This window comes from Paenibacillus sp. FSL H7-0357, assembly GCF_000758525.1.
Taxonomy (GTDB): Bacteria; Bacillota; Bacilli; order Paenibacillales; family Paenibacillaceae; genus Paenibacillus_AQ.
On sequence record NZ_CP009241.1, the window covers coordinates 4789943 to 4807870 of the forward strand.

Annotated in this window: 24 protein-coding genes and 1 tRNA gene; 8 read left to right on the forward strand and 17 right to left on the reverse strand. The window is 47.2% G+C overall.

What is annotated here, in order from left to right; translation table 11 throughout:
• The 3 genes from lepB to H70357_RS20850 form a co-directional block, all read right to left on the reverse strand.
• The gene (gene lepB, locus H70357_RS20840; protein ID WP_038593598.1) at nucleotides 1–621 is read right to left on the reverse strand and encodes a signal peptidase I; all 621 of its coding nucleotides are present in this window, start codon (nucleotides 619–621) and stop codon (nucleotides 1–3) included.
• A gap of 217 nt (nucleotides 622–838) precedes the next feature.
• Nucleotides 839–1183, reverse strand: a complete 345-nt coding sequence (rplS, locus tag H70357_RS20845; protein ID WP_038593601.1) for a 50S ribosomal protein L19 — start codon at nucleotides 1181–1183, stop codon at nucleotides 839–841.
• Nucleotides 1184–1324: 141 nt separating this feature from the next.
• Nucleotides 1325–1612, reverse strand: a complete 288-nt coding sequence (locus H70357_RS20850) for a hypothetical protein (RefSeq protein WP_038593604.1) — start codon at nucleotides 1610–1612, stop codon at nucleotides 1325–1327.
• A 333-nt stretch (nucleotides 1613–1945) separates the two neighbouring features.
• On the opposite strand from H70357_RS20850, the gene H70357_RS20855 reads away from it, so the two are divergent.
• Nucleotides 1946–2956 carry a DUF4097 family beta strand repeat-containing protein gene (locus H70357_RS20855; protein ID WP_038593607.1) on the forward strand — a complete coding sequence of 337 codons (1011 nt, stop codon included), beginning with the start codon at nucleotides 1946–1948 and terminating at the stop codon, nucleotides 2954–2956.
• 88 nt (nucleotides 2957–3044) lie between these two features.
• Here H70357_RS20855 and H70357_RS20860 read toward each other — a convergent pair whose 3' ends face one another.
• Nucleotides 3045–3293 (reverse strand): LSm family protein, encoded by a 249-nt coding sequence (locus H70357_RS20860; RefSeq protein WP_038593610.1) that lies wholly within the window; start codon nucleotides 3291–3293, stop codon nucleotides 3045–3047.
• A 211-nt stretch (nucleotides 3294–3504) separates the two neighbouring features.
• Here H70357_RS20860 and H70357_RS20865 point away from each other — a divergent pair, with 211 nt between their 5' ends.
• Nucleotides 3505–3702 carry a hypothetical protein gene (locus tag H70357_RS20865; protein WP_038593613.1) on the forward strand — a complete coding sequence of 66 codons (198 nt, stop codon included), beginning with the start codon at nucleotides 3505–3507 and terminating at the stop codon, nucleotides 3700–3702.
• Nucleotides 3703–3863: 161 nt separating this feature from the next.
• On the opposite strand, the gene H70357_RS20870 is transcribed toward H70357_RS20865, so the two are convergent.
• A tRNA-Pro gene (locus tag H70357_RS20870) sits at nucleotides 3864–3937 on the reverse strand.
• Nucleotides 3938–4135: 198 nt separating this feature from the next.
• Here H70357_RS20870 and H70357_RS20875 point away from each other — a divergent pair.
• Nucleotides 4136–4501: a YhjD family protein gene (locus tag H70357_RS20875; RefSeq protein WP_038593616.1), complete on the forward strand. Its 366-nt coding sequence runs from the start codon at nucleotides 4136–4138 to the stop codon at nucleotides 4499–4501.
• Nucleotides 4502–5249: 748 nt separating this feature from the next.
• On the opposite strand, the gene trmD is transcribed toward H70357_RS20875, so the two are convergent.
• The 8 genes from trmD to H70357_RS20915 form a co-directional block, all read right to left on the reverse strand.
• Nucleotides 5250–6122: a tRNA (guanosine(37)-N1)-methyltransferase TrmD gene (trmD, locus tag H70357_RS20880; RefSeq protein WP_038600097.1), complete on the reverse strand. Its 873-nt coding sequence runs from the start codon at nucleotides 6120–6122 to the stop codon at nucleotides 5250–5252.
• On the reverse strand, nucleotides 6122–6646 hold the full coding sequence (rimM, locus tag H70357_RS20885) for a ribosome maturation factor RimM (protein WP_038593619.1): 525 nt from the start codon (nucleotides 6644–6646) through the stop codon (nucleotides 6122–6124). The genes trmD and rimM overlap by 1 nt, the downstream gene beginning before the upstream one ends.
• A gap of 166 nt (nucleotides 6647–6812) precedes the next feature.
• Entirely contained in the window at nucleotides 6813–7043 is a 231-nt protein-coding gene (locus tag H70357_RS20890) for a KH domain-containing protein (RefSeq protein ID WP_038593622.1), read from the reverse strand.
• A gap of 22 nt (nucleotides 7044–7065) precedes the next feature.
• Nucleotides 7066–7338, reverse strand: a complete 273-nt coding sequence (gene rpsP / locus H70357_RS20895; RefSeq protein WP_036688604.1) for a 30S ribosomal protein S16 — start codon at nucleotides 7336–7338, stop codon at nucleotides 7066–7068.
• Nucleotides 7339–7729: 391 nt separating this feature from the next.
• On the reverse strand, nucleotides 7730–9121 hold the full coding sequence (gene ffh, locus H70357_RS20900; RefSeq protein ID WP_038593625.1) for a signal recognition particle protein: 1392 nt from the start codon (nucleotides 9119–9121) through the stop codon (nucleotides 7730–7732).
• A gap of 21 nt (nucleotides 9122–9142) precedes the next feature.
• On the reverse strand, nucleotides 9143–9499 hold the full coding sequence (locus H70357_RS20905; protein ID WP_038593628.1) for a putative DNA-binding protein: 357 nt from the start codon (nucleotides 9497–9499) through the stop codon (nucleotides 9143–9145).
• Between the two features lie 148 nt (nucleotides 9500–9647).
• Nucleotides 9648–10295, reverse strand: coding sequence for a PAQR family membrane homeostasis protein TrhA (trhA, locus tag H70357_RS20910; protein ID WP_038593630.1), 648 nt, complete (start codon nucleotides 10293–10295; stop codon nucleotides 9648–9650).
• A gap of 81 nt (nucleotides 10296–10376) precedes the next feature.
• Nucleotides 10377–11894, reverse strand: a complete 1518-nt coding sequence (locus H70357_RS20915; RefSeq protein ID WP_038593632.1) for a carboxypeptidase M32 — start codon at nucleotides 11892–11894, stop codon at nucleotides 10377–10379.
• A 135-nt stretch (nucleotides 11895–12029) separates the two neighbouring features.
• Between H70357_RS20915 and H70357_RS20920 the strand changes: the two genes are divergently transcribed.
• The 4 genes from H70357_RS20920 (at nucleotide 12030) to H70357_RS20935 (ending at nucleotide 13995) form a co-directional block, all read left to right on the forward strand.
• Nucleotides 12030–12401 carry an iron-sulfur cluster biosynthesis family protein gene (locus H70357_RS20920; protein WP_038593634.1) on the forward strand — a complete coding sequence of 124 codons (372 nt, stop codon included), beginning with the start codon at nucleotides 12030–12032 and terminating at the stop codon, nucleotides 12399–12401.
• Between the two features lie 129 nt (nucleotides 12402–12530).
• Nucleotides 12531–13109 (forward strand): beta-class carbonic anhydrase, encoded by a 579-nt coding sequence (locus tag H70357_RS20925; protein ID WP_038593636.1) that lies wholly within the window; start codon nucleotides 12531–12533, stop codon nucleotides 13107–13109.
• Nucleotides 13110–13291: 182 nt separating this feature from the next.
• The gene (locus H70357_RS20930) at nucleotides 13292–13708 is read left to right on the forward strand and encodes a hypothetical protein (protein ID WP_038600100.1); all 417 of its coding nucleotides are present in this window, start codon (nucleotides 13292–13294) and stop codon (nucleotides 13706–13708) included.
• Entirely contained in the window at nucleotides 13708–13995 is a 288-nt protein-coding gene (locus H70357_RS20935) for a YxcD family protein (protein ID WP_038593639.1), read from the forward strand. Before H70357_RS20930 ends, H70357_RS20935 begins: the two co-directional genes overlap by 1 nt.
• Nucleotides 13996–14160: 165 nt before the next feature.
• Here H70357_RS20935 and H70357_RS20940 read toward each other — a convergent pair whose 3' ends face one another.
• On the reverse strand, nucleotides 14161–14355 hold the full coding sequence (locus tag H70357_RS20940) for a sporulation protein Cse60 (RefSeq protein ID WP_038593642.1): 195 nt from the start codon (nucleotides 14353–14355) through the stop codon (nucleotides 14161–14163).
• A 425-nt stretch (nucleotides 14356–14780) separates the two neighbouring features.
• Here H70357_RS20940 and H70357_RS20945 point away from each other — a divergent pair, with 425 nt between their 5' ends.
• Nucleotides 14781–15236: a GreA/GreB family elongation factor gene (locus tag H70357_RS20945; protein ID WP_038593645.1), complete on the forward strand. Its 456-nt coding sequence runs from the start codon at nucleotides 14781–14783 to the stop codon at nucleotides 15234–15236.
• A 44-nt stretch (nucleotides 15237–15280) separates the two neighbouring features.
• Here the strand turns inward: H70357_RS20945 and H70357_RS20950 are convergent, their stop codons facing one another.
• The 3 genes from H70357_RS20950 to H70357_RS20960 all read right to left on the reverse strand — a co-directional run bounded on the left by H70357_RS20950 (nucleotide 15281) and on the right by H70357_RS20960 (nucleotide 17850).
• The gene (locus H70357_RS20950) at nucleotides 15281–16297 is read right to left on the reverse strand and encodes a S66 family peptidase (RefSeq protein ID WP_038593648.1); all 1017 of its coding nucleotides are present in this window, start codon (nucleotides 16295–16297) and stop codon (nucleotides 15281–15283) included.
• 174 nt (nucleotides 16298–16471) lie between these two features.
• A complete protein-coding gene (locus H70357_RS20955; RefSeq protein ID WP_038593651.1) occupies nucleotides 16472–16831 on the reverse strand; it encodes a hypothetical protein in 360 nt (119 codons plus the stop codon).
• 179 nt (nucleotides 16832–17010) lie between these two features.
• Nucleotides 17011–17850 (reverse strand): DegV family protein, encoded by an 840-nt coding sequence (locus H70357_RS20960; protein WP_038593654.1) that lies wholly within the window; start codon nucleotides 17848–17850, stop codon nucleotides 17011–17013.
• Between the last annotated feature and the right edge of the window lie 78 nt (nucleotides 17851–17928).

Consider the following 17928-nt stretch of genomic DNA (forward strand, 5'->3'; position numbering starts at 1 on the left):
TTAATGGTTAATTACTGAAATGTCTTTGACCGGCCAAAAAATCAGATCTGCACGGCCTACAATATCACCAAGCGGCACATAACCGATCATCCGGCTGTCTGTACTGTCTGAGCGGTTATCCCCCATTACGAATACATGTCCTTCGGGCACTGTGCCGTCAGTAAAATCTTCGTTAGGGAAATTTTTATTATTGTACAAAGCATTATTATTATGCGCTTCATCAATCGCGCCTTGAATGTAAGTTTCGTTCACAGGTTCACCGTTAACTGTAACGACATCCCCTTCGACTTTCACCGTATCTCCAGCCACTCCAATTACGCGCTTGATGAAGTCCTTGCCCTCTGAAGGCACATGAAACACAATCACCTCGCCACGCTGCGGAGAGCGGATGTCATACAAGATTTCATTTACAATTACCCGTTCACCGGTATGGAAATTAGGCTTCATGGAAGGTCCATCCACAATAAACGGCTTAAATAAAAGCCATCGTATCAGAATTACCAGAACCAATGCAATTGCTATCGCTTTAATCCATTCCAATACTTCATTCTTCTGTTTCTTGGGGTTCTGTCCGCCGGACTCCACGATCTCCCCTTGTCCCTGCTGCAAATCCTGCTGCATAATTCACCGTCCTCTCTTCATCCTATACTCACTATACAACACAAAAAAACTCCTGCCAAAAACCCCTCCACGATTACTCCTTCAGGAGGCCTTTTCGGAGAAGCTGATCCTAAGGCAACTATTTCAATGTCCATTATTGGGGTCGAGAAGAACCGGATATAGCAACAAGAATAAACGAAAGGGGCTTGAACTCAAGCCCCTTTCCTTTGTCACTATTCTAGCGACGGATTTCTTTAATTCTTGCAGCTTTACCGCGCAGTTCACGAAGATAGTAGAGCTTCGCACGACGAACTTTACCACGGCGAGCCACTTCGATTTTCTCGAGTTTAGGCGAGTTGATTGGGAAAGTTCTTTCCACACCAACACCGTAAGAAATTTTACGAACCGTAAAAGTCTCACCAATTCCACCGCCGCGACGTTTGATTACAACGCCTTCGAACAACTGGATCCGTTCACGAGTTCCTTCGATAACTTTTACGTGTACCTTCAAAGTGTCACCCGGGCGAAAACTCGGGATATCTTTGCGGATTTGTTCTTGCGTAATTGCTTGTAGGATATTCATTTAGGACTTCCTCCTTCCGTACAGGTGTTCATGCCTCTTCCGGAGAGACCATCGCTCTCCCTCATTATCCGCAGAGGACCACCGTATTCCACACAACAGAAATAATAATAACATAAAGAGTAGGCTAATACAACTATATTTTTAGAGCGGCAGCATATCCTTCTTTTGGGCTTTGGTTTTGCAATCCTTGCATAGTCCGACTACGCTTCCATTATCCTGGGCATAAAAGATAAGTTTGCCGTTTCTCTTCTTGCATGAGGAACAGAGCTGATCCGTGGAACTCTGCTTAGCTTTGCGGTGTCTGTCCATCGAGATCACATTGCTGGCCGTTGCAGTCTTTGGACTTCCGGCCCTCTTATGCCGTCTGTTAAACAGCCAGTAAACAACCACAACAAATAACAATACGATCAGGATTGCTGCATATCGCATCAGGCTTCATCCGCTCCCTTGACTTTTTACAGTCAAAATAGTAATAGACCGCCCTTCGTGGTGCCTGAGAGTCGGTCTGTTTTCTGCTGCCAGGCTCCGTTACACTTCTACACTTCCATTGCTCTGATTTCCAACCCGCCGTTTCAGCTTTACTGAACCTTTCATCTACAGCTAATTTTAACACAATCGTTTATTGATTTGTAGTCGCGCCCATGGGTACTGGACTTTAGTCCAGCACAGCAACCGGTCTCCAGCCTGTTATTCAATTATTTACCATAATATATAATAACGATTATACATAAGCAATATACAGACTTTTAGGAGGGGCTCCATTTGAAAAAAAATTATAAACCAGCAAAGATTGCAGCACTGGCTGTTTTCTCCATTGTACTATTAGCCGGCTGCAGAGAACTACCTGGCAAGGAAGCTGCCGATAATCAACTTGAACAGCGCTTATCCGGCAACTCCCAACAGGAAGTTGCTGACAGCAATGGGGAGTTTGAAGAATTCTCTAGTGAACTCGGGCAGGAAATCAGTGAAGCAGCAGCAGATTTAGGGCAGGATATCGGAGAAGCCATGGAAAATGTGCATCAAGCCGTTCAGAATACTGCGTCCGTCGTGGCAGAACAGATCACAGCCGACAGTGTCAGCAAAGAACTTGTTGCCACCTCGAAAGTGGGGTCTTCCTCTACACTTACCCTGGACAATGCAGTGGGTGAGGTTGAGGTCATCTCCTCTACAGGAAATACTGTCAACGTAACCGCTACTATTGTAGCCCATCATGCCTCCAGCAAATATGCTCCAGAGTTGTTTGATAATGCTGAAGTATCTGTAAAAATTAGCGGTGACGAGCTTAAAGTATCCACCTATGCCAAGGACAGTCCCAAAAAGGATTTATGGTCCTGGGCACACAAAAAATACGGCTATTCAGATTTCAGCATCAACTACCTGATTGAGCTTCCAGCTAGTGTCGACAGATTTGAAATCAATAATGATGTAGGTTCTATTGAGCTGAGCCAGTTGCAGGGAACCTTTGACATTTCGAGCGATGTTGGAGCCATCACACTCCGGGATGTTGAAGTCACCGGCAAGTCCAAGGTAGAGACAGATACCGGAAGCATCGAGCTAAATATCAATGAGATGAAAAACGGCAGCAGTCTCAAAGCTAAAAGTGACATAGGTAAAATATCCGCCTCTTTGGACAGCAGTCTCAAATGCACCGTGGAGGCCTCCAGTGAGCTTGGACATATTTCCGGTACAGGTTCGGGCAAACATGATTTAAACGGGGGTGGACCGCTATTGTCCCTATCCACGGAAATCGGCTCCATCTCCATACAGAACTAAAATGAAAGACACCGAACCGAATATCAAAATTTACGTATATACGCAAAAAATGGGCTTCCCAGATTAGGGAGGCCCACTTTTTCGCCTTTTAGATCAGCGCGATTGCCAGCAGTGTAAACAAGCTTAAAGTTAAAATTTCACTGCCGTACCCATAAAAACCACCGTAATAATTGCCTGGGTAAAATGCCGAGGTTTTCATTTTTCCGTTGCCCTTCGTTTTCAGATAGACATTGTTCCGATCCACATCCACGATGATACCTTCATGCTGTTTTCCATCGGTTGTCATAATCCGTACCCTTTTGTTTTTGCATTGCAGACAATTATAATATGCTTCCACCCGTAACTCCTCCTTTACTGTAATGATTTATATTATGACTGGAGGGATTAGCCGGTAACGGCTAAGTTACCATTGTGAAATATATGTGAAATAAATAACTTGTGAACAATGTGTGTCTTTTTCGTTGGAAAAGGTTTATAATAAGATTACAAACAGTAAAGCGCTTACGGGCTTGTATATGTACTAATCCGAACTTAAGGAGGCATGAATCATGAGTACAGCAGGGAGAAATTTTATTAACGAGGGAATACTGCGCATCGCCTTGTTCCTAATCTTTGCATCACTTACTTACACAGTAAGAAACTACGTCTGGGCCATTATCGTACTCACGGTTGTTGCATTATATGCATTGGTTACTGGGATCATTAAGCTTACCCGCAGTGACAGTGAAGTACTAGAGCGACGATAACCAAGTGGAAACGGCTTTGCCGTCCTCAAAAGGACGGTATCCGTTTCAGCGAGAAATAGAAGGATAGTTTATAGCGTGAAGCATATAAATTCTTATATTTGGACAAAAAACCGCTTCATACGGAATCTTGAATCCGTATGAAGCGGTTTTTTAGTGTCTTATCGGAGTAACAGGATTTGAACCTGCGACCTCACCCACCCCAAGGGTGCGCGCTACCAGGCTGCGCTATACCCCGACGGCTACTCCGTAACTTCCGCGCCATTATCACGTTCTGTCAACGATTGCCCATACGGTCGTCACAGCTTTTACCAATCTCGCGTTTATTATAGCGTATGGCCGTGCACCTATGCAATAAAATAACGCGCACCTGTACAAACTTGTTCACATGCGATATAATGCGAACATACATTCGCAATCGAACGGAGGCACTGTAATGTCCGCAACACGCAACTCACCCGCATCTATCACCGCAGAAGTCCGCAACTTCATCCGTCCTTACACGATCCTTCCGATGGTGAAAGCCGCCTTCGAACGGGACTCCCAGATATTCCTCTCGATGCACACACTTGACCCGTACGTCGCGTGGCTGACACAGGCCCGGGAAAGATTAACGCAAGAAGAGCTCATGATAAAGGCGCAGGCACATCAGAGCGGAATTAGCATTATAGAAAAACAGCACATAGATGGCACGTTGCGGATTCGTTATCAATGCCAGGCTGGCATCGGTGACTTAGCAATCCCGGATGCCGAGGTTGCAGAGGAAGCTGCGGACCTTATGCGGCGGCTATTGACGTTCTAAAACGAAAATAAGCGCAGATCTCCGGGTTCTCATCAAAGCAATGCTTTCTTCTGTGAAAATAGTTTTTAATATATTCTTAAAATTTTATAGATTTTTAAATTACGTTATGCTATACTCTTGGCACAAGGAAAGGAGGTGCGTTCACATCAAGCATGACATGCTGAACGTATCCCTTACCCGGACCAACGGCTGAACAACTGGCTTTGGTGGCGCGGGATACGGATCAAAGTAATAAAACAGCGCCTCGGGTAGAGAGACCGTCTTCGGACGGTCTTTTTCATGTAAAAAACCATTAAAGCAGCGGGTCATTGATCCGTCTGTTCTAATGGTTTTTTTTGGGTTACTGCTGCTATTACTATAGCACTTCTCCTATTGGACCTGTTGCCAGGGTCTGTTCTCTACTCAAAAAAGGGGGTTACGATTTACGATTCGTATAAAAATCGATAATATCGCTTACTGTGCGGAGCGGCTCCGCTTCCTTGTGGACAGTGTCCACGTCCGGTTTAAATTCTTCACGCGTATTCGTAGTCACTTTCAGTTCATTCCTTTCAATTGTTAAGCTAGCTGCATCTAAGCTGCATATCTTATTGCGGCACCTCTATTTATTACCCTAAAAAAAGGATAACTACGCACATTTGCTCTTATTTTTTTGTGAAGCTTATGTGTCTGTTAAATTAATCACTACATAACAAAAAACGCCTCCTCAACGTAATATACGTTAAAAAGACGTGTGATATGCCTTGTGCCATTAATTATTTTGTTCAGGCTTGTTCTGCTGCTGGCGCAAACGCTCCAGTGTTTTCTTATCCTTCACCGTTAATTCGGCGGTATCCAGAAGATCCGGTCTCCGCTCCAGGGTTCGTTCCAGAGCCTGCTCACGCCGCCATATTTCGATATTGGCATGGTGACCGCTCAACAGCATATCCGGCACCTTCCATCCCCGAAACTCAGCCGGACGCGTATAATGCGGATACTCCAGCAGGCCGGTGCTGAACGAATCTGTTATCGCTGAGGTTTCATTTCCGAGGGCCCCGGGCTGCAGCCGCACCACCGAATCGATGACCGTCAGGGCGGGCAGCTCACCACCAGTCAGCACGTAATCCCCAATGGACAGCTCATCCGTTACGAGATGCTCTCTGATCCGTTCATCATAACCTTCATAATGGCCACAGATAAAGATCAGATGCTGCTCCTGGGCCAATTCCTCGGCGATGTGCTGGTTATATTGTTTTCCCTGCGGGCACATAAGGATAATACGCGGTTTCACAGGAGAAGCAGACGTACGTTCCACTATTGCTCCAGTACCATGCTGGCGCTCATCTCCGTTTACATCGTCGCTTTCGGGAAAACTCCCCGCGGTGGTCTCCTCAGCTTGTACTCCGTCCTGCGAGATGCCCAGCACATGTTCCACGGCAGCAAAGATTGGGTCAGGCTTCAGCACCATGCCCCCACCTCCGCCATAGGGCGTGTCATCCACACTGTTATGCTTGTTGCCTGAGAAATCACGGAAATTGACTGCGTTTAGGGAGACGATACCTTTTTCACGTGCTTTGCCAAGAATACTTGTGCCAAATACACCCTCACACATTTCCGGGAAGAGCGTCAGCACATCAATTCTCATCATGGCAATAGTCCTTCCATCAGGTGAACGGTGATTTTCTGGGCTGCAATATCCACGTCAAGCACTACATCATTGATGACCGGAATAAGAATATCCTGTCCTTTGGCCGGCTTCACAACCCAGACGTCGTTGGCTCCAGGCTGCAGGATGTCTGTAATCGTGCCCAGCGGCTGGCTTCCATCCTCATCAGTGTATACTTCGCAGCCAACGATGTGGTGGAAGTAATATTCATTTTCCGGAAGCTCGACCAGATCATCACTAGGAACCTTAAGCAGGCTGCCTTTATATTTCTCGATCTGATTGATGTTGGTATAGCCCTTCAGTTTGGCAATGAACATCCCTTTATGCTCTTTGGCGGATTCCACGATCACCTCGAATTTCGGACTTCCATCAGCGGGGATAAGCAGCAGCTTTTTGCCCGGCGCAAAGCGGACATCCGGAAAATCGGTATGCGATAAAATCTTGACCTCCCCGCGAATGCCGTGGGTATTGACCAGCCTGCCTACGGTTAACTCTTCCGTCATATAATCCTCTCCTTCAAATATTATCAGCGTTACTGCTGCAATAGGACTCGTACATAAATGGCACGGCAACGCCTATTTTGGTTCTTTGTACATTAATCTATACTGCTATATTTGAACAAAAAGGAGCCGGGATATACTATCCCTAGCCCCTCATTGAACGCATCCATTAAGATAAAATATCCACGGTAACGCGTTTATCGCTCTTGACTGCTGCAGATGTGACTACTGTGCGAAGCGCTTTGGCGATCCGCCCCTGCTTGCCAATGACCTTACCGACATCATCAGGATGTACGGAGAGCTCATATACAATCAGGTGATCCTTCTCTACAGTCCGCACGATCACATCTTCTGGATGATCCACTAAAGCCTTAGCAATAACACCAACTAATTCTTCCATAGAGGACCCTCGCAATCAGTCATTATTTCTGTTGCTTCAGCTCATGGAACTTCTTCATCACGCCTGCTTTGGAAAGCAAGTTGCGGACGGTATCAGATGCTTGTGCACCTGTTTGAAGCCATTTAAGAGCTTTTTCCTCATCGATCTTAACTACTGCCGGTTGTTCAATCGGATTATAATAACCGATTTCCTCGATGAAACGACCGTCACGAGGGGACCGGGAATCGGAAACCACTACACGATAGAAAGGCGCTTTATGTGCACCCATTCTTTTCAAACGAATACGTACTGCCACGAAATTCACCTCCTTAAAAGAATATCGAAAGATTGGGAAGAGTTTGCCGGAAACCTTTTTTCGATCCCTCCCAAACCCTCCCTTAGCCAAGGGAGGGCCCCAAGGGCTCTGCCCTCTGGACACCCGGCTAAGTGCAATTGGCGTGGGCATTCAGACTGGCGGGACCTGGGATAGTTAGAGCAGGACCGCTTTTCGTCCCTGGCGGGACCCGCTTAACAACGGGCGGTACTAGGGAACTGGTTTTACAAACTCTTTAGATCAAAAGATTAAGATCAAGAGATTAAGATCAAAAGATTAAACCCTCTCGATCATCTGATGTTGTACAATGTCTGATCTAAGGGTAAACCTTAAAGCTTAAAGCTTAAACCTTAAACCTTAAAGACTATTAACATTAACGGAAAGGGAACTTCATACCCTTGCCGCCGCCAAGGCTCTTAAGCTGCTTCATGGCGTTTTTCTTACCGCCCTTACCGCCGCCGCCGCCCATCATACCGGAGAACTGCTTCATCATTTTGCGCATTTCATCGAACTGCTTGATGAGACGGTTAACCTCGGCTACGTTGGTTCCGCTGCCTGCGGCGATGCGCTTGCGGCGGTTATGATTGATGATCTCTGGCTGGGCTTTCTCAGCTTTGGTCATCGAATGAACAATTGCTTCGACGCGGCCCATCTGCTTGTCGTCGACCTTCAGGTCCTTCATGCCTTTGGCTTTATTCATGCCAGGCAGCATGTCGAGAATCTGGTCGATCGGGCCAAGCTTCTTGACCTGATCCATCTGCTCCAGGAAATCGTCGAACGTAAATTCCGCATTACGCATCTTACGTTCCATTTCCTTCGCTTTTTCGGTATCAATGTTGGCCTGAGCCTTCTCGATCAAGGAGAGCATATCGCCCATGCCGAGAATCCGTGAAGCCATCCGTTCCGGGTGGAACGGCTCCAGCGCATCGATCTTCTCGCCCAGTGCGGCGAATTTGATCGGAGTGCCGGTTACGGCTTTGACGGACAATGCCGCACCACCGCGGCTGTCGCCGTCGAGCTTCGTCAGCACTACGCCGGTAAGCTCAAGCTGCTTGTTGAAGCTGTCGGCTACATTTACAGCATCCTGACCTGTCATGGCATCCACTACAAGCAGCACCTCGTCAGGATTCACGACGTTATGGATCTGCTTCAGCTCTTCCATCAGCTCTTCATCAATATGCAGGCGGCCTGCAGTATCGATGATCACATAATCCAGTCCGTTGTCCTTCGCGTGCTGGACCGCTTGTCTGGCAATCTCCACCGGGCTCGTCTGATCTCCCAGAGAGAATACTGGAACCTTAATTTGTTCGCCCAGCACCTGCAGCTGCTTGATTGCAGCCGGCCGGTAAATATCGCCCGCTACAAGCAAAGGACGGTGATTGCCCTTCTGCAGCAGCTTGGCCAGCTTGCCTGAAGTGGTCGTCTTACCGGCCCCTTGCAGACCCGCCATCATAATGACTGTCGGCGGCTTATTGGACTTGGCCAGCTTCGCTTGGCTTCCACCCATCAGGTCGGTTAATTCCTTGTTAACGATATCAATGATGACCATGCCGGGAGTAAAGCTGTCCATCACTTCCTTGCCGATCGACTTCTCCTTCACCTTGGACACGAAGTCCTTGACTACTTTGAAGTTAACATCGGCTTCCAGAAGCGCCAGCCGCACTTCACGCATCGCTTCGTTGACGTCATCTTCAGTTACTTTTCCTTTGCCGCGCAGCTTGCTGAACACATTCTGCAATCTTCCGGTTAAACCTTCAAACGCCATATGCGGCTGTCTCCCTTCATGCTACTCTAACCTCTGCAAACGATCCAGGATATCCGTGAACCGCTGTTTATATTGCTCAGGCAGCATCCCATTGTCCGGCAGTCTGCGCAGTTCTTCTAAATATCGGTTGCGGTCTTCATGCTTGGCAAGAAGCCCAAGCTTCTCTTCATAATTCTCCAGCACTTGCTCCGCACGTTTAATATGTTCATAAACGGCTTGGCGGCTGATTTCAAATTCCGCGGCGATCTCTCCGAGTGAGAAATCATCGTGGAAATAATATTTAAGAAACGTTTGCTGCTTGTCAGTAAGCAGGCGTTCATAGAAAGCAAATAACAAGTTAATCCGGTTAGTTTTCTCGAGCCTATTCTCCTGACTCATTAAGGGCACTCCCTTCGTCAAGGAAAAACACTTTACAGCTTCACAACGTCCCTTATGATACCGAAAACAAAGAAAGATGTCAAGCCTTTTTGCTTGTCATCTTATTCTTTGTGCCCAAACCCTAATTTCTGTCCCGAAATGCTCTGAATTAACGGATGGGAAGCAGGTAAATCAGCACCGCGAAAAAGTGGGTCACACTTCCCGCCAGTACAAACACATGCCAGATGGCGTGGTGGTACGGGAAACCTCTCCATACATAAAAGATGGTCCCCAGCGTGTACAATATTCCACCTGCCATCAGCAGTGTCATGCCCCCTCCGGCCACTACAGCCGATAAAGGATTCCAGGCGATCACAATCAGCCAGCCCATCGCAATGTAGAAGACAGTGGACATGAACAGAAACCTTTTGACGAAGTAGGCCTTGAACAATACTCCGAAGAATGCCACTCCCCAGATAATGCCGAACAGGCTCCATCCAAGCGTGCCACGAATGGCTACCAGCAAAAATGGTGTATAGGTACCGGCAATAAACAGATAAATCGAGGAGTGGTCAAAGAATTCGAACAGATCCTTCGCTTTGCCCTCCCTGAGACTATGAACCAGTGTGGAATTCAGATACAGAAGCAGCATCGTCGTTCCATAAATGGAAAAGCTGACTACATGCCAAGCCGTCCCCTTCAGACTGGCAAATACAACAAGCAGGACAAGTGCAGCTACACTCAGTACCGTACCTATACCATGAGTAATTGCATTGGCTACCTCTTCCCTGCGGCTGTAAGTATGCGTGTTTGCCATAATAAAATCCTTCCGTTTGCGGTTTCCTTCTATTATATCGTTTTCCCGGAACTCATTCCAGCCTATAGCCTCATTTGGGATTTACAGCTTGTAAAGCTCCGTATATTTCGCCTCAAGATAGTCAGCCAGATAATCCGGGTTCAGCGGTTCGCCGGTCACCTGTTCGATAATTTGTGAAGGCGTCAGCGCCGAACCGTACCGGTAGATCTTGTCTGTAAGCCATTCCTTAATTGGCAGCAGATTGCCTTCGGCGATCAGAGCATCAAATTCCGGCAGCTCTTTGCGCAGAGTGTTCAAAATTTGCGCAGCATACATATTACCAAGGGAGTATGAGGCAAAATAACCAAAGTCACCGCCGGACCAATGGACATCCTGCAGTACGCCAAGCGCATCGGTCGGCGGTGTAATGCCGAGGTATTCCTGATATTTGGCATTCCATACTTTTGGCAGATCCTTCACTTCCAGACCTTCATTAAAGATCAGCTTCTCGATTTCATAACGGACGATAATGTGCAGGTTATAAGTCAGCTCATCGGCTTCGATGCGGATGAAGGAATTCGCCACACTGTTGATCGCACGGTAGAAATCTTCCACTTCCACATTTGTCAGCTGTTCAGGGAAATGCTGCTGCAGATCGCCGTAATAACGCTGCCAGAAGGCCCGGCTGCGGCCGATCATATTCTCCCACAGTCTCGACTGGGATTCATGGATGCCCATAGATGCCCCTTGAGCCAGCGGTGTGCCGACCAGAGCCTTGCTGATGTTTTGCTCATACAGAGCATGTCCGCCCTCATGGAGCGAGCTGAAAATAGCACTAGTAACGTTGTCCAGCAAATAGTTGGTAGTGATGCGCACATCGCCTGGATTCAGCCCGGTTGCAAAAGGATGTACACTTTCATCCAGTCGGCCCGCTTCAAAGTCATAGCCCATCTGCCCCAGAACAAAGAGGCCGAATTTCTCCTGTTGCTCTTTGGCGTAGATTTCACTCAGGAATTCCGTGTCCGGCTTGTTAGGCGAAGCATTGATGGCTTCCACCAGCGGAACAAGGCGGCTGCGCAGACGATCGAAGATTCCATCGACTTTTTCGGTGGTCAGATCTGGTTCGTACATATCCAGCAGCGTATCGTATCGGGTGCCTTTGACACCCCAGTAATCAATGAACTCCTGCTTAAAGGCAACAATCTGGCTTAAGAACGGCTCAAAGGAGGCAAAATCATTGCTTTCCTTGGCTTCTTCCCACACGGTTTGTGAATGAGCCGACAGAACAGAATATTCTTCAAATCTCTTGGATGGAATGCTCTTGCTGCGCTCGAACTCCTTGCGGCAATCTTTCACGATTTTGTTCTGGTTGTCGCTTAGCTGGCTGCTGACTGCCGGGCGGCTGAAAAATTCAGTGAACTCTCCCATTTCCGGCGAGGTCTGCAGTCTGAACAGTTCACCGCTAAGCATACCGATCGTACCCGAACGGATCTCCACCCCTTTACGAGGTGCACCTGTACGCAGATCCCAATGCAAAAGTCCGATTGTTTCAGAATACCCGCTGATTTTTAACAATAGCTCTTCAAATTTCTCCCACTCTTCTTTAACCGTCTGTTCCATATCCGAGCACCTGCTTTCTCTGTTTTAGCGTCTCCTCTTGATGATACTTTTTTAAATAAGTATAATCAACTTCAGAGCCTTACATCTCTAATTTGAAATACTTTATCATTAAGCCGATAGGAGTGTGAGCAGAACATGAAGATTCAGATTACACCTCTGGCCGAGAGGAAGCTGAAGGAAAGGCTTGGGGATCAGCCGGGGCTTTTTAAACTCTTTTATGATACGGAGGGTTGCGGCTGCGACGGAATCAATGTTCTGCTGATCGTTAGTGAAGCACAATCCGGCGATGTTTCCATTGATGCACACGAGTTGCCTTTTATCATCAGCCGCCAGCAGGAGATCTTTTATGAAGAGCAAATGCGGCTTGATGCCGAGGAGCGCTTCTCTTCGTTCAAGCTGGACAGTCATTCACAGATTTATGGCAAGAATATTCTTGTAAGAGATTTGCGCAATACCGAAGTACCTCAGCCAGGGGCTGGAATTGCTTGCGAAGTAACTACCCGTTAACCCTTAAGCATATATTCCTAAACCTAGGAAGCTATGCTCACAAAACACAGTGTATGCTTCCGAGGCAAGTTTTGCACGAAGTAAACCTAGGAAGCTATGCTCACAAAACTTTTAGGAGGAAGCATGGTCATGACTCAAATTACAAATATCCTGGAGTTCAACAAACAGTTTGTCGAGAAAAAAGAATACGAAGCCTATCTGACCAGCCGCTTCCCTGATAAAAAAATGCTGATCATCACTTGCATGGACACCCGGCTCGTAGAGCTGCTGCCCAAAGCGATGAATTTCAAAAACGGTGATGTCAAAATCATTAAAAATGCCGGTGCGATCATTTCCCAGCCCTTCGGCAGCGTAATGCGGAGCGTAATGGTCGCGTTATACGAGCTGGATGCGGACGAAGTTATTGTGGTCGGCCATTACGAATGCGGCATGGCTTCGCTGAATGCAGACAAGATGATCAACTCGATCAAAGAGCGCGGCGTTTCCGAACAGGTCCTTTCGACCCTGGAGAACTCAGGGATTAAATTAACCAAGTGGCTGCGAGGGTTTGACAATGTGGAGGAAGGGGTAATTCAAACTGTGGAGCTGATCAAGCGCCACCCCTTACTCCCCCCAAACGTGCCTGTGCACGGCATGATCATCGATCCGGCAACCGGAGCGCTTGAGCTTGTCTCGGACGGGTATGTGGAGAACAAGGCAACTCTCTGAAACTGCTGTTTGCGTGGATCCTGGATCCACGCACTTTTTTTTGGCCATAATTTGTATTCCGGCATTTAATCTCTAAATTATTATATTAAAATTGAAACCTCCTAGGGCATACTACGTATTACCGGACAGACACTACAAATCCAAGACAACCTTTAGGAGGGTACTTGTACTCAATGAAACCCATGAAACGCGTAATGATGATTGTAATGGCCTTTACCCTGTTTTTTGCCGTAACCGCTCCTGACTTTGCGGATGCACGACGTGGAGGCGGCTTTAAATCCGGAACCCGCGGATTCACCACCACTCCAAAGAAATCTACAACCAATAATGTGAAAAAAAGCGATAGCACCAAAGGAACAACAACCGGCACTGCAAAACGCGGATTCTTCAGCGGAGGCAGCTTGATGAAAGGCCTGATGATCGGCGGAATCGCCGGCTTCCTCTTCGGGGGCATGTTCGGCGGAATGGGCGCTTTCGGGAATTTCCTTGGCCTAATGATTAATATGCTTGCCATCTATCTTGTAGTGGTACTGATCATGTCCTTCTTCCGCCGCAGAAAAGAAAGACGCAGGCTTGAAGAAAGGGATGGCCGTTACTAATGCCAACAACTGTTCTAAGCATGGATGAAATTATTAACGCCCTCTGCCTGCATATGGCTGAACGCAAGGCAGTCCGTGTGGAAGATGTTCAGGTAGAGCTCAGTTGGGAGGAAGATACCGGGTACAGCGCAGAGGTGTGGATTCAAGGCCGAAGCCAATACCTGGTGGAATCCAATATAACTGAAGCGATCCTCCGCTATATGCACAGTGAGTATGGCATCCGGGCTTACCGCGAAGATCTCAGACTGGAGCTAGATGAAGAAATAACGGCAATTGTCAGCACCTAATCTTATTTTCGCAGTATTCCAACAAATAAAGGGACAGCCTCCGGGCTGTCCCTTTATTGTTCTCCCGTTAATGTGAACGGCTAAATGCTGAACGCATGATAAAGTAAGATGATCACTATACATAACGTGGAAAGGGCGGACAACCACGTAAAAAACAAACTCCAGTTATAGCTTTTCATTCGTCTTATACACAATCAGAATGGTGCTCCGTTGATGCTCCGCCCCGTCCCGCGAAGATTTGACTACGGAACCGTAGCACACCTTCACTACTTGTTCTTCCTGCAATCCCATCAGAAATTCATTTGCCTTATTTTCAGCATAGGAATTATCCGCATCTACAAACTCTTTAACTTGAATCATAATATTCTCCTTTAATAGATGTAATTATTTGATAGTTCGAATTCTATATAAGAAAACAATGAAGTGCTCATGGCGCATCACTCCTCTGGTAACATTTAATGTAAGAAACCTCTAAACATACAGCAAGGCACTTCGCAGTAAACTGCGAAATGCCTTAATATCAGTCAAGCTTAACATCCAATGGGAGAAGGGTCAAATGTTTTCACTCCATAATTATGAAAAAATCCATGGCAGCCCTGTGTAACAATCGTTTGGTTCTCTGCTGAGAAGCTGATATACTGTTGTGAAGGTTTCCATTTACGGAGATCTCTATTTGTACACCCTTTTTTAAGGGCGGTACACCAAATTTTGAGGAGGGCTGGACATGATTACGAATTACAAGATGGCAGCAGGGGATGTTTTTCTTAGAGGGGGTGAAATCTACTATGAACCATAGTCTTCTACTGCAAACCTCCCGGACTCAACTGGTAAAGCAGCTGTTATATTTTGATGAAGAGAGAAATGGATTTCTCAATCATTATTACCCTGGCAAACATCCTCAGAGAAAACAGGCGGAGGAACTGATTAACCGCTACTGCACTGTTCTAGAGCAACTTCTATCAGACTATAGTGAAGAGAAACTATGCTCGAGTGTATTGATTGGAAGCCGGCTGGACCTCCGCTATTTGGCGGATGGTTATATAGACACCTATACCATTGTGTTCCCTGCATACACCGACCCGGCCGAAGGGAAGATTTCCTGGCTGTCGCCACTGGGTATGCAGCTGCTGATGGCCCAGCGCAATCATGAGTATGAGCTTGAAGTCCCTTCAGGAAAAATCTCTGTCATGATTGACAACATCAGCTTTGAGAATAGCGGCGAAGTGGATTCAGCAGTCTGAACAAAAAAGGGGCAGCCGCCGGGCTGTCCCTTAATCATTTTCCGCTAATCTTTAAAGTACTGGGTAATTGTCCCCGCACCGTTCTGCACCTTCACCTCCGCATACGCCCCGTTGATTAAAGTGAGCTGCGGCGGAACATGGCCGAAGTCAACATCATAGATTACCGGCAATTGAAGCTCCTCAGACAACTCTTTGTAACAATCCTCCACCGTATAGCTGTCCACCGGACGATTGGCACCGCTTCTCCCGAACATAATACCGGAGCAATGCTCGAACCAGCCAGCCAGTTTCATCTGCACCAAAGACCGGCGCAAATCCACCGTGTTCAATTCACAATTCTCCAAATACCACAGGATCGGTTCGTTGTGAATCATATTCTGCTGAAAATACTGCACATTTCCGAAAGGTGTCCCGATAATATGCCGGATCACATCTATGCATCCGCCAAGCAAACGCCCGGACAGTGTTACTTCACCAGCAGTCACCGATTTCCAAACCGTCGGCTCATCCAAATGAAAGATAAAGGGGGAATTGACGTCCACTCCCCCCTCCTGCTGATACTTTGCTGAAGATTTCTGCATAATCGAACCTCCACGGGTCGTGGACATTACCTTTTGCCACATAGCTGTAGTGTTATCGGTTTGCTTCCCTCTCAGATCTGCCAGGCTTGGACCGTGCGCTGTTGCCAGACCCGTCTGCAGCGTAATGGCAAGCAGCAGCAGACTGATATCGGAAAAACCCAATATCCATTTCTCCTGCACCAGGCTGAAATCTATATATTCCAGCATTTCAATCAACAATTCCCCGCCCCATGGCGGAATGATAAGGTCGATGGCGTCATCCTGCATCATGGAGTTAAATTCCTCGGCACGTGTTTTGCCTGAAGCTGATTTGGCTTTATTCTGTTTAAATACCGTCTCGCCGCAATGCACCCGGTATCCTTTTTCTTTCATCCGCTCACAGGCTTGCTCGAACAGCTTACGGTCTAGTGGACTTACGCCATATGAAGAAGCCGTCACACCGATCGCTGCCCCATCGTTCAATAAAGGGTATGTAATCATTTTCTACCTCCTGAAAAAATTCCCGCAATCCACCTTTGATTCTACATCGAATAGCCAGTCTTCGAAAGCCCGGATTTATCTTATACAGATACAAACGGCATAAGACATGACCAGAACATACGGCAGAGCTGCCGATGATCCAGATCATGTCTTGTATTCGTGATAGGCCCGGGATTAGATCAAAGAGATGGCGAGCAGTTCGAACAGCACAAGCGGCAAGATCACATTATTGTTAACCGGCGCGGGATATGGATAGTAGCCCGGACCCGGCGGGAATGGTTTGTAGTAGGGATTATAGTATCCGCGTACAGATTGTGTGGTGGCGGTAACTGACAGGTACAGATTTTTACTGTCCATCCCCGCAATGGTTCCCTCATGCATGAGTCCGTCAATCGTCTGTACTTTCACTTTGTGGTTTAAGTAGGGTTTGCAGGAGTGGTGCAGAGATTCACGCACTCCGTGCAGGTGCTGGACTACAGCAGGATCGGCTTGATAGATAACCGTCGCTTGCTGGCTGGAATTATATGTCGACATGTTGGTTGACCTCCGTAATTGGTTTTGCTTCAGTCTATGCTAATGCCTATAGTAAGGTGTCTTCCCCTCCCATATCGTATAGAATGCCGCCCCAGACAAGTCTCCCGGAAAACCAAATAGCCGCACGCGGGGCTAGTTCCCATGTACGGCTTGTTTATCTTTTTTAGGGTTACATCCCTTTAAAAAGCCACTCCGATTCCGCCTTCGCCGGCATAGGTGCCCATAACCGGTCCCATGCTGGAGAATACGACCTCTTTAAAGGGGTGCTTTTCGAGAATGCGTTCTTTAATCTCCAGGGCCAGCTTCTCGCAGTTGCTGTGCACAATGGCAATAACCGCCTTCTCATAATCATGCTGCTTCTCCTCAAGCTTGGCCAGCAGATGGTTGAGCGCCTTGGGCAGCCCGCGGGTTTTCTCCACCACCTCAACTGTGCCTTCCTCGCTGATTTTGAGCAGCAGCTTGATGTTCAGCACCGAAGCCACCGCGCCAGACAAACGGTTCAGCCGTCCGCCCTTGATTACATTTTCCAACGTATCCAGCGTGAAAAATGCTTCCACTTCCCGGGATTTGAGAAGAATCATTTCTTTCAATTCCGCAAGGCTTGAACAGGTCACCGACCATTTCGCCGCGAAGGCGACAATCAGGGATAGTCCACCGGAAAATCTCTTCGTATCTATAACTTCAATCGCATTCGGAAATCCTTCTTCTTCATACATTTCCTTGGCGATCATCGCGGCCTGATAGGTGCTGCTAATATTGGAGGACATGCAGACGACCATAATGTCAGTGCCTGCTTCCACTTCTTTGAACTTATCCAGGAAGACTTGCGGACTGGGACTTGCTGTGGTCGGCAGTTCCTTCGATTCACGCATTTTAGCATAAAAAGCCTTCGTTTCCGTATCTTCCGGCATCAGCTCATGTCCGAAATGAACCGGCAGCTGGACTACAGTAATATCATATTGGTCAACATACTCAAGGGGGATATCGGAACCGCTATCCGTAATTATCTTGATGGGCATCAGGGTGCTCTCCTTTCAATTCTATATTATTATAGTCACCATCAGCACGAATCAATAGTACATTTTATAACTTGTCAA

Coding starts and splice junctions, on each gene's coding strand:
- lepB (WP_038593598.1), bottom strand. CDS start 621: ATGCAGCAGGATTTGCAGCAGGGACAAGGGGAGATCGTGGAGTCCGGC.
- rplS (WP_038593601.1), bottom strand. CDS start 1,183: ATGAATATCCTACAAGCAATTACGCAAGAACAAATCCGCAAAGATATC.
- H70357_RS20850 (WP_038593604.1), bottom strand. CDS start 1,612: ATGCGATATGCAGCAATCCTGATCGTATTGTTATTTGTTGTGGTTGTT.
- H70357_RS20865 (WP_038593613.1), top strand. CDS start 3,505: ATGAGTACAGCAGGGAGAAATTTTATTAACGAGGGAATACTGCGCATC.
- H70357_RS20875 (WP_038593616.1), top strand. CDS start 4,136: ATGTCCGCAACACGCAACTCACCCGCATCTATCACCGCAGAAGTCCGC.
- trmD (WP_038600097.1), bottom strand. CDS start 6,122: ATGAGAATTGATGTGCTGACGCTCTTCCCGGAAATGTGTGAGGGTGTA.
- rimM (WP_038593619.1), bottom strand. CDS start 6,646: ATGACGGAAGAGTTAACCGTAGGCAGGCTGGTCAATACCCACGGCATT.
- H70357_RS20890 (WP_038593622.1), bottom strand. CDS start 7,043: ATGGAAGAATTAGTTGGTGTTATTGCTAAGGCTTTAGTGGATCATCCA.
- ffh (WP_038593625.1), bottom strand. CDS start 9,121: ATGGCGTTTGAAGGTTTAACCGGAAGATTGCAGAATGTGTTCAGCAAG.
- H70357_RS20905 (WP_038593628.1), bottom strand. CDS start 9,499: ATGAGTCAGGAGAATAGGCTCGAGAAAACTAACCGGATTAACTTGTTA.
- trhA (WP_038593630.1), bottom strand. CDS start 10,295: ATGGCAAACACGCATACTTACAGCCGCAGGGAAGAGGTAGCCAATGCA.
- H70357_RS20915 (WP_038593632.1), bottom strand. CDS start 11,894: ATGGAACAGACGGTTAAAGAAGAGTGGGAGAAATTTGAAGAGCTATTG.
- H70357_RS20920 (WP_038593634.1), top strand. CDS start 12,030: ATGAAGATTCAGATTACACCTCTGGCCGAGAGGAAGCTGAAGGAAAGG.
- H70357_RS20925 (WP_038593636.1), top strand. CDS start 12,531: ATGACTCAAATTACAAATATCCTGGAGTTCAACAAACAGTTTGTCGAG.
- H70357_RS20930 (WP_038600100.1), top strand. CDS start 13,292: ATGAAACGCGTAATGATGATTGTAATGGCCTTTACCCTGTTTTTTGCC.
- H70357_RS20935 (WP_038593639.1), top strand. CDS start 13,708: ATGCCAACAACTGTTCTAAGCATGGATGAAATTATTAACGCCCTCTGC.
- H70357_RS20940 (WP_038593642.1), bottom strand. CDS start 14,355: ATGATTCAAGTTAAAGAGTTTGTAGATGCGGATAATTCCTATGCTGAA.
- H70357_RS20945 (WP_038593645.1), top strand. CDS start 14,781: ATGAACCATAGTCTTCTACTGCAAACCTCCCGGACTCAACTGGTAAAG.
- H70357_RS20950 (WP_038593648.1), bottom strand. CDS start 16,297: ATGATTACATACCCTTTATTGAACGATGGGGCAGCGATCGGTGTGACG.
- H70357_RS20955 (WP_038593651.1), bottom strand. CDS start 16,831: ATGTCGACATATAATTCCAGCCAGCAAGCGACGGTTATCTATCAAGCC.
- H70357_RS20960 (WP_038593654.1), bottom strand. CDS start 17,850: ATGCCCATCAAGATAATTACGGATAGCGGTTCCGATATCCCCCTTGAG.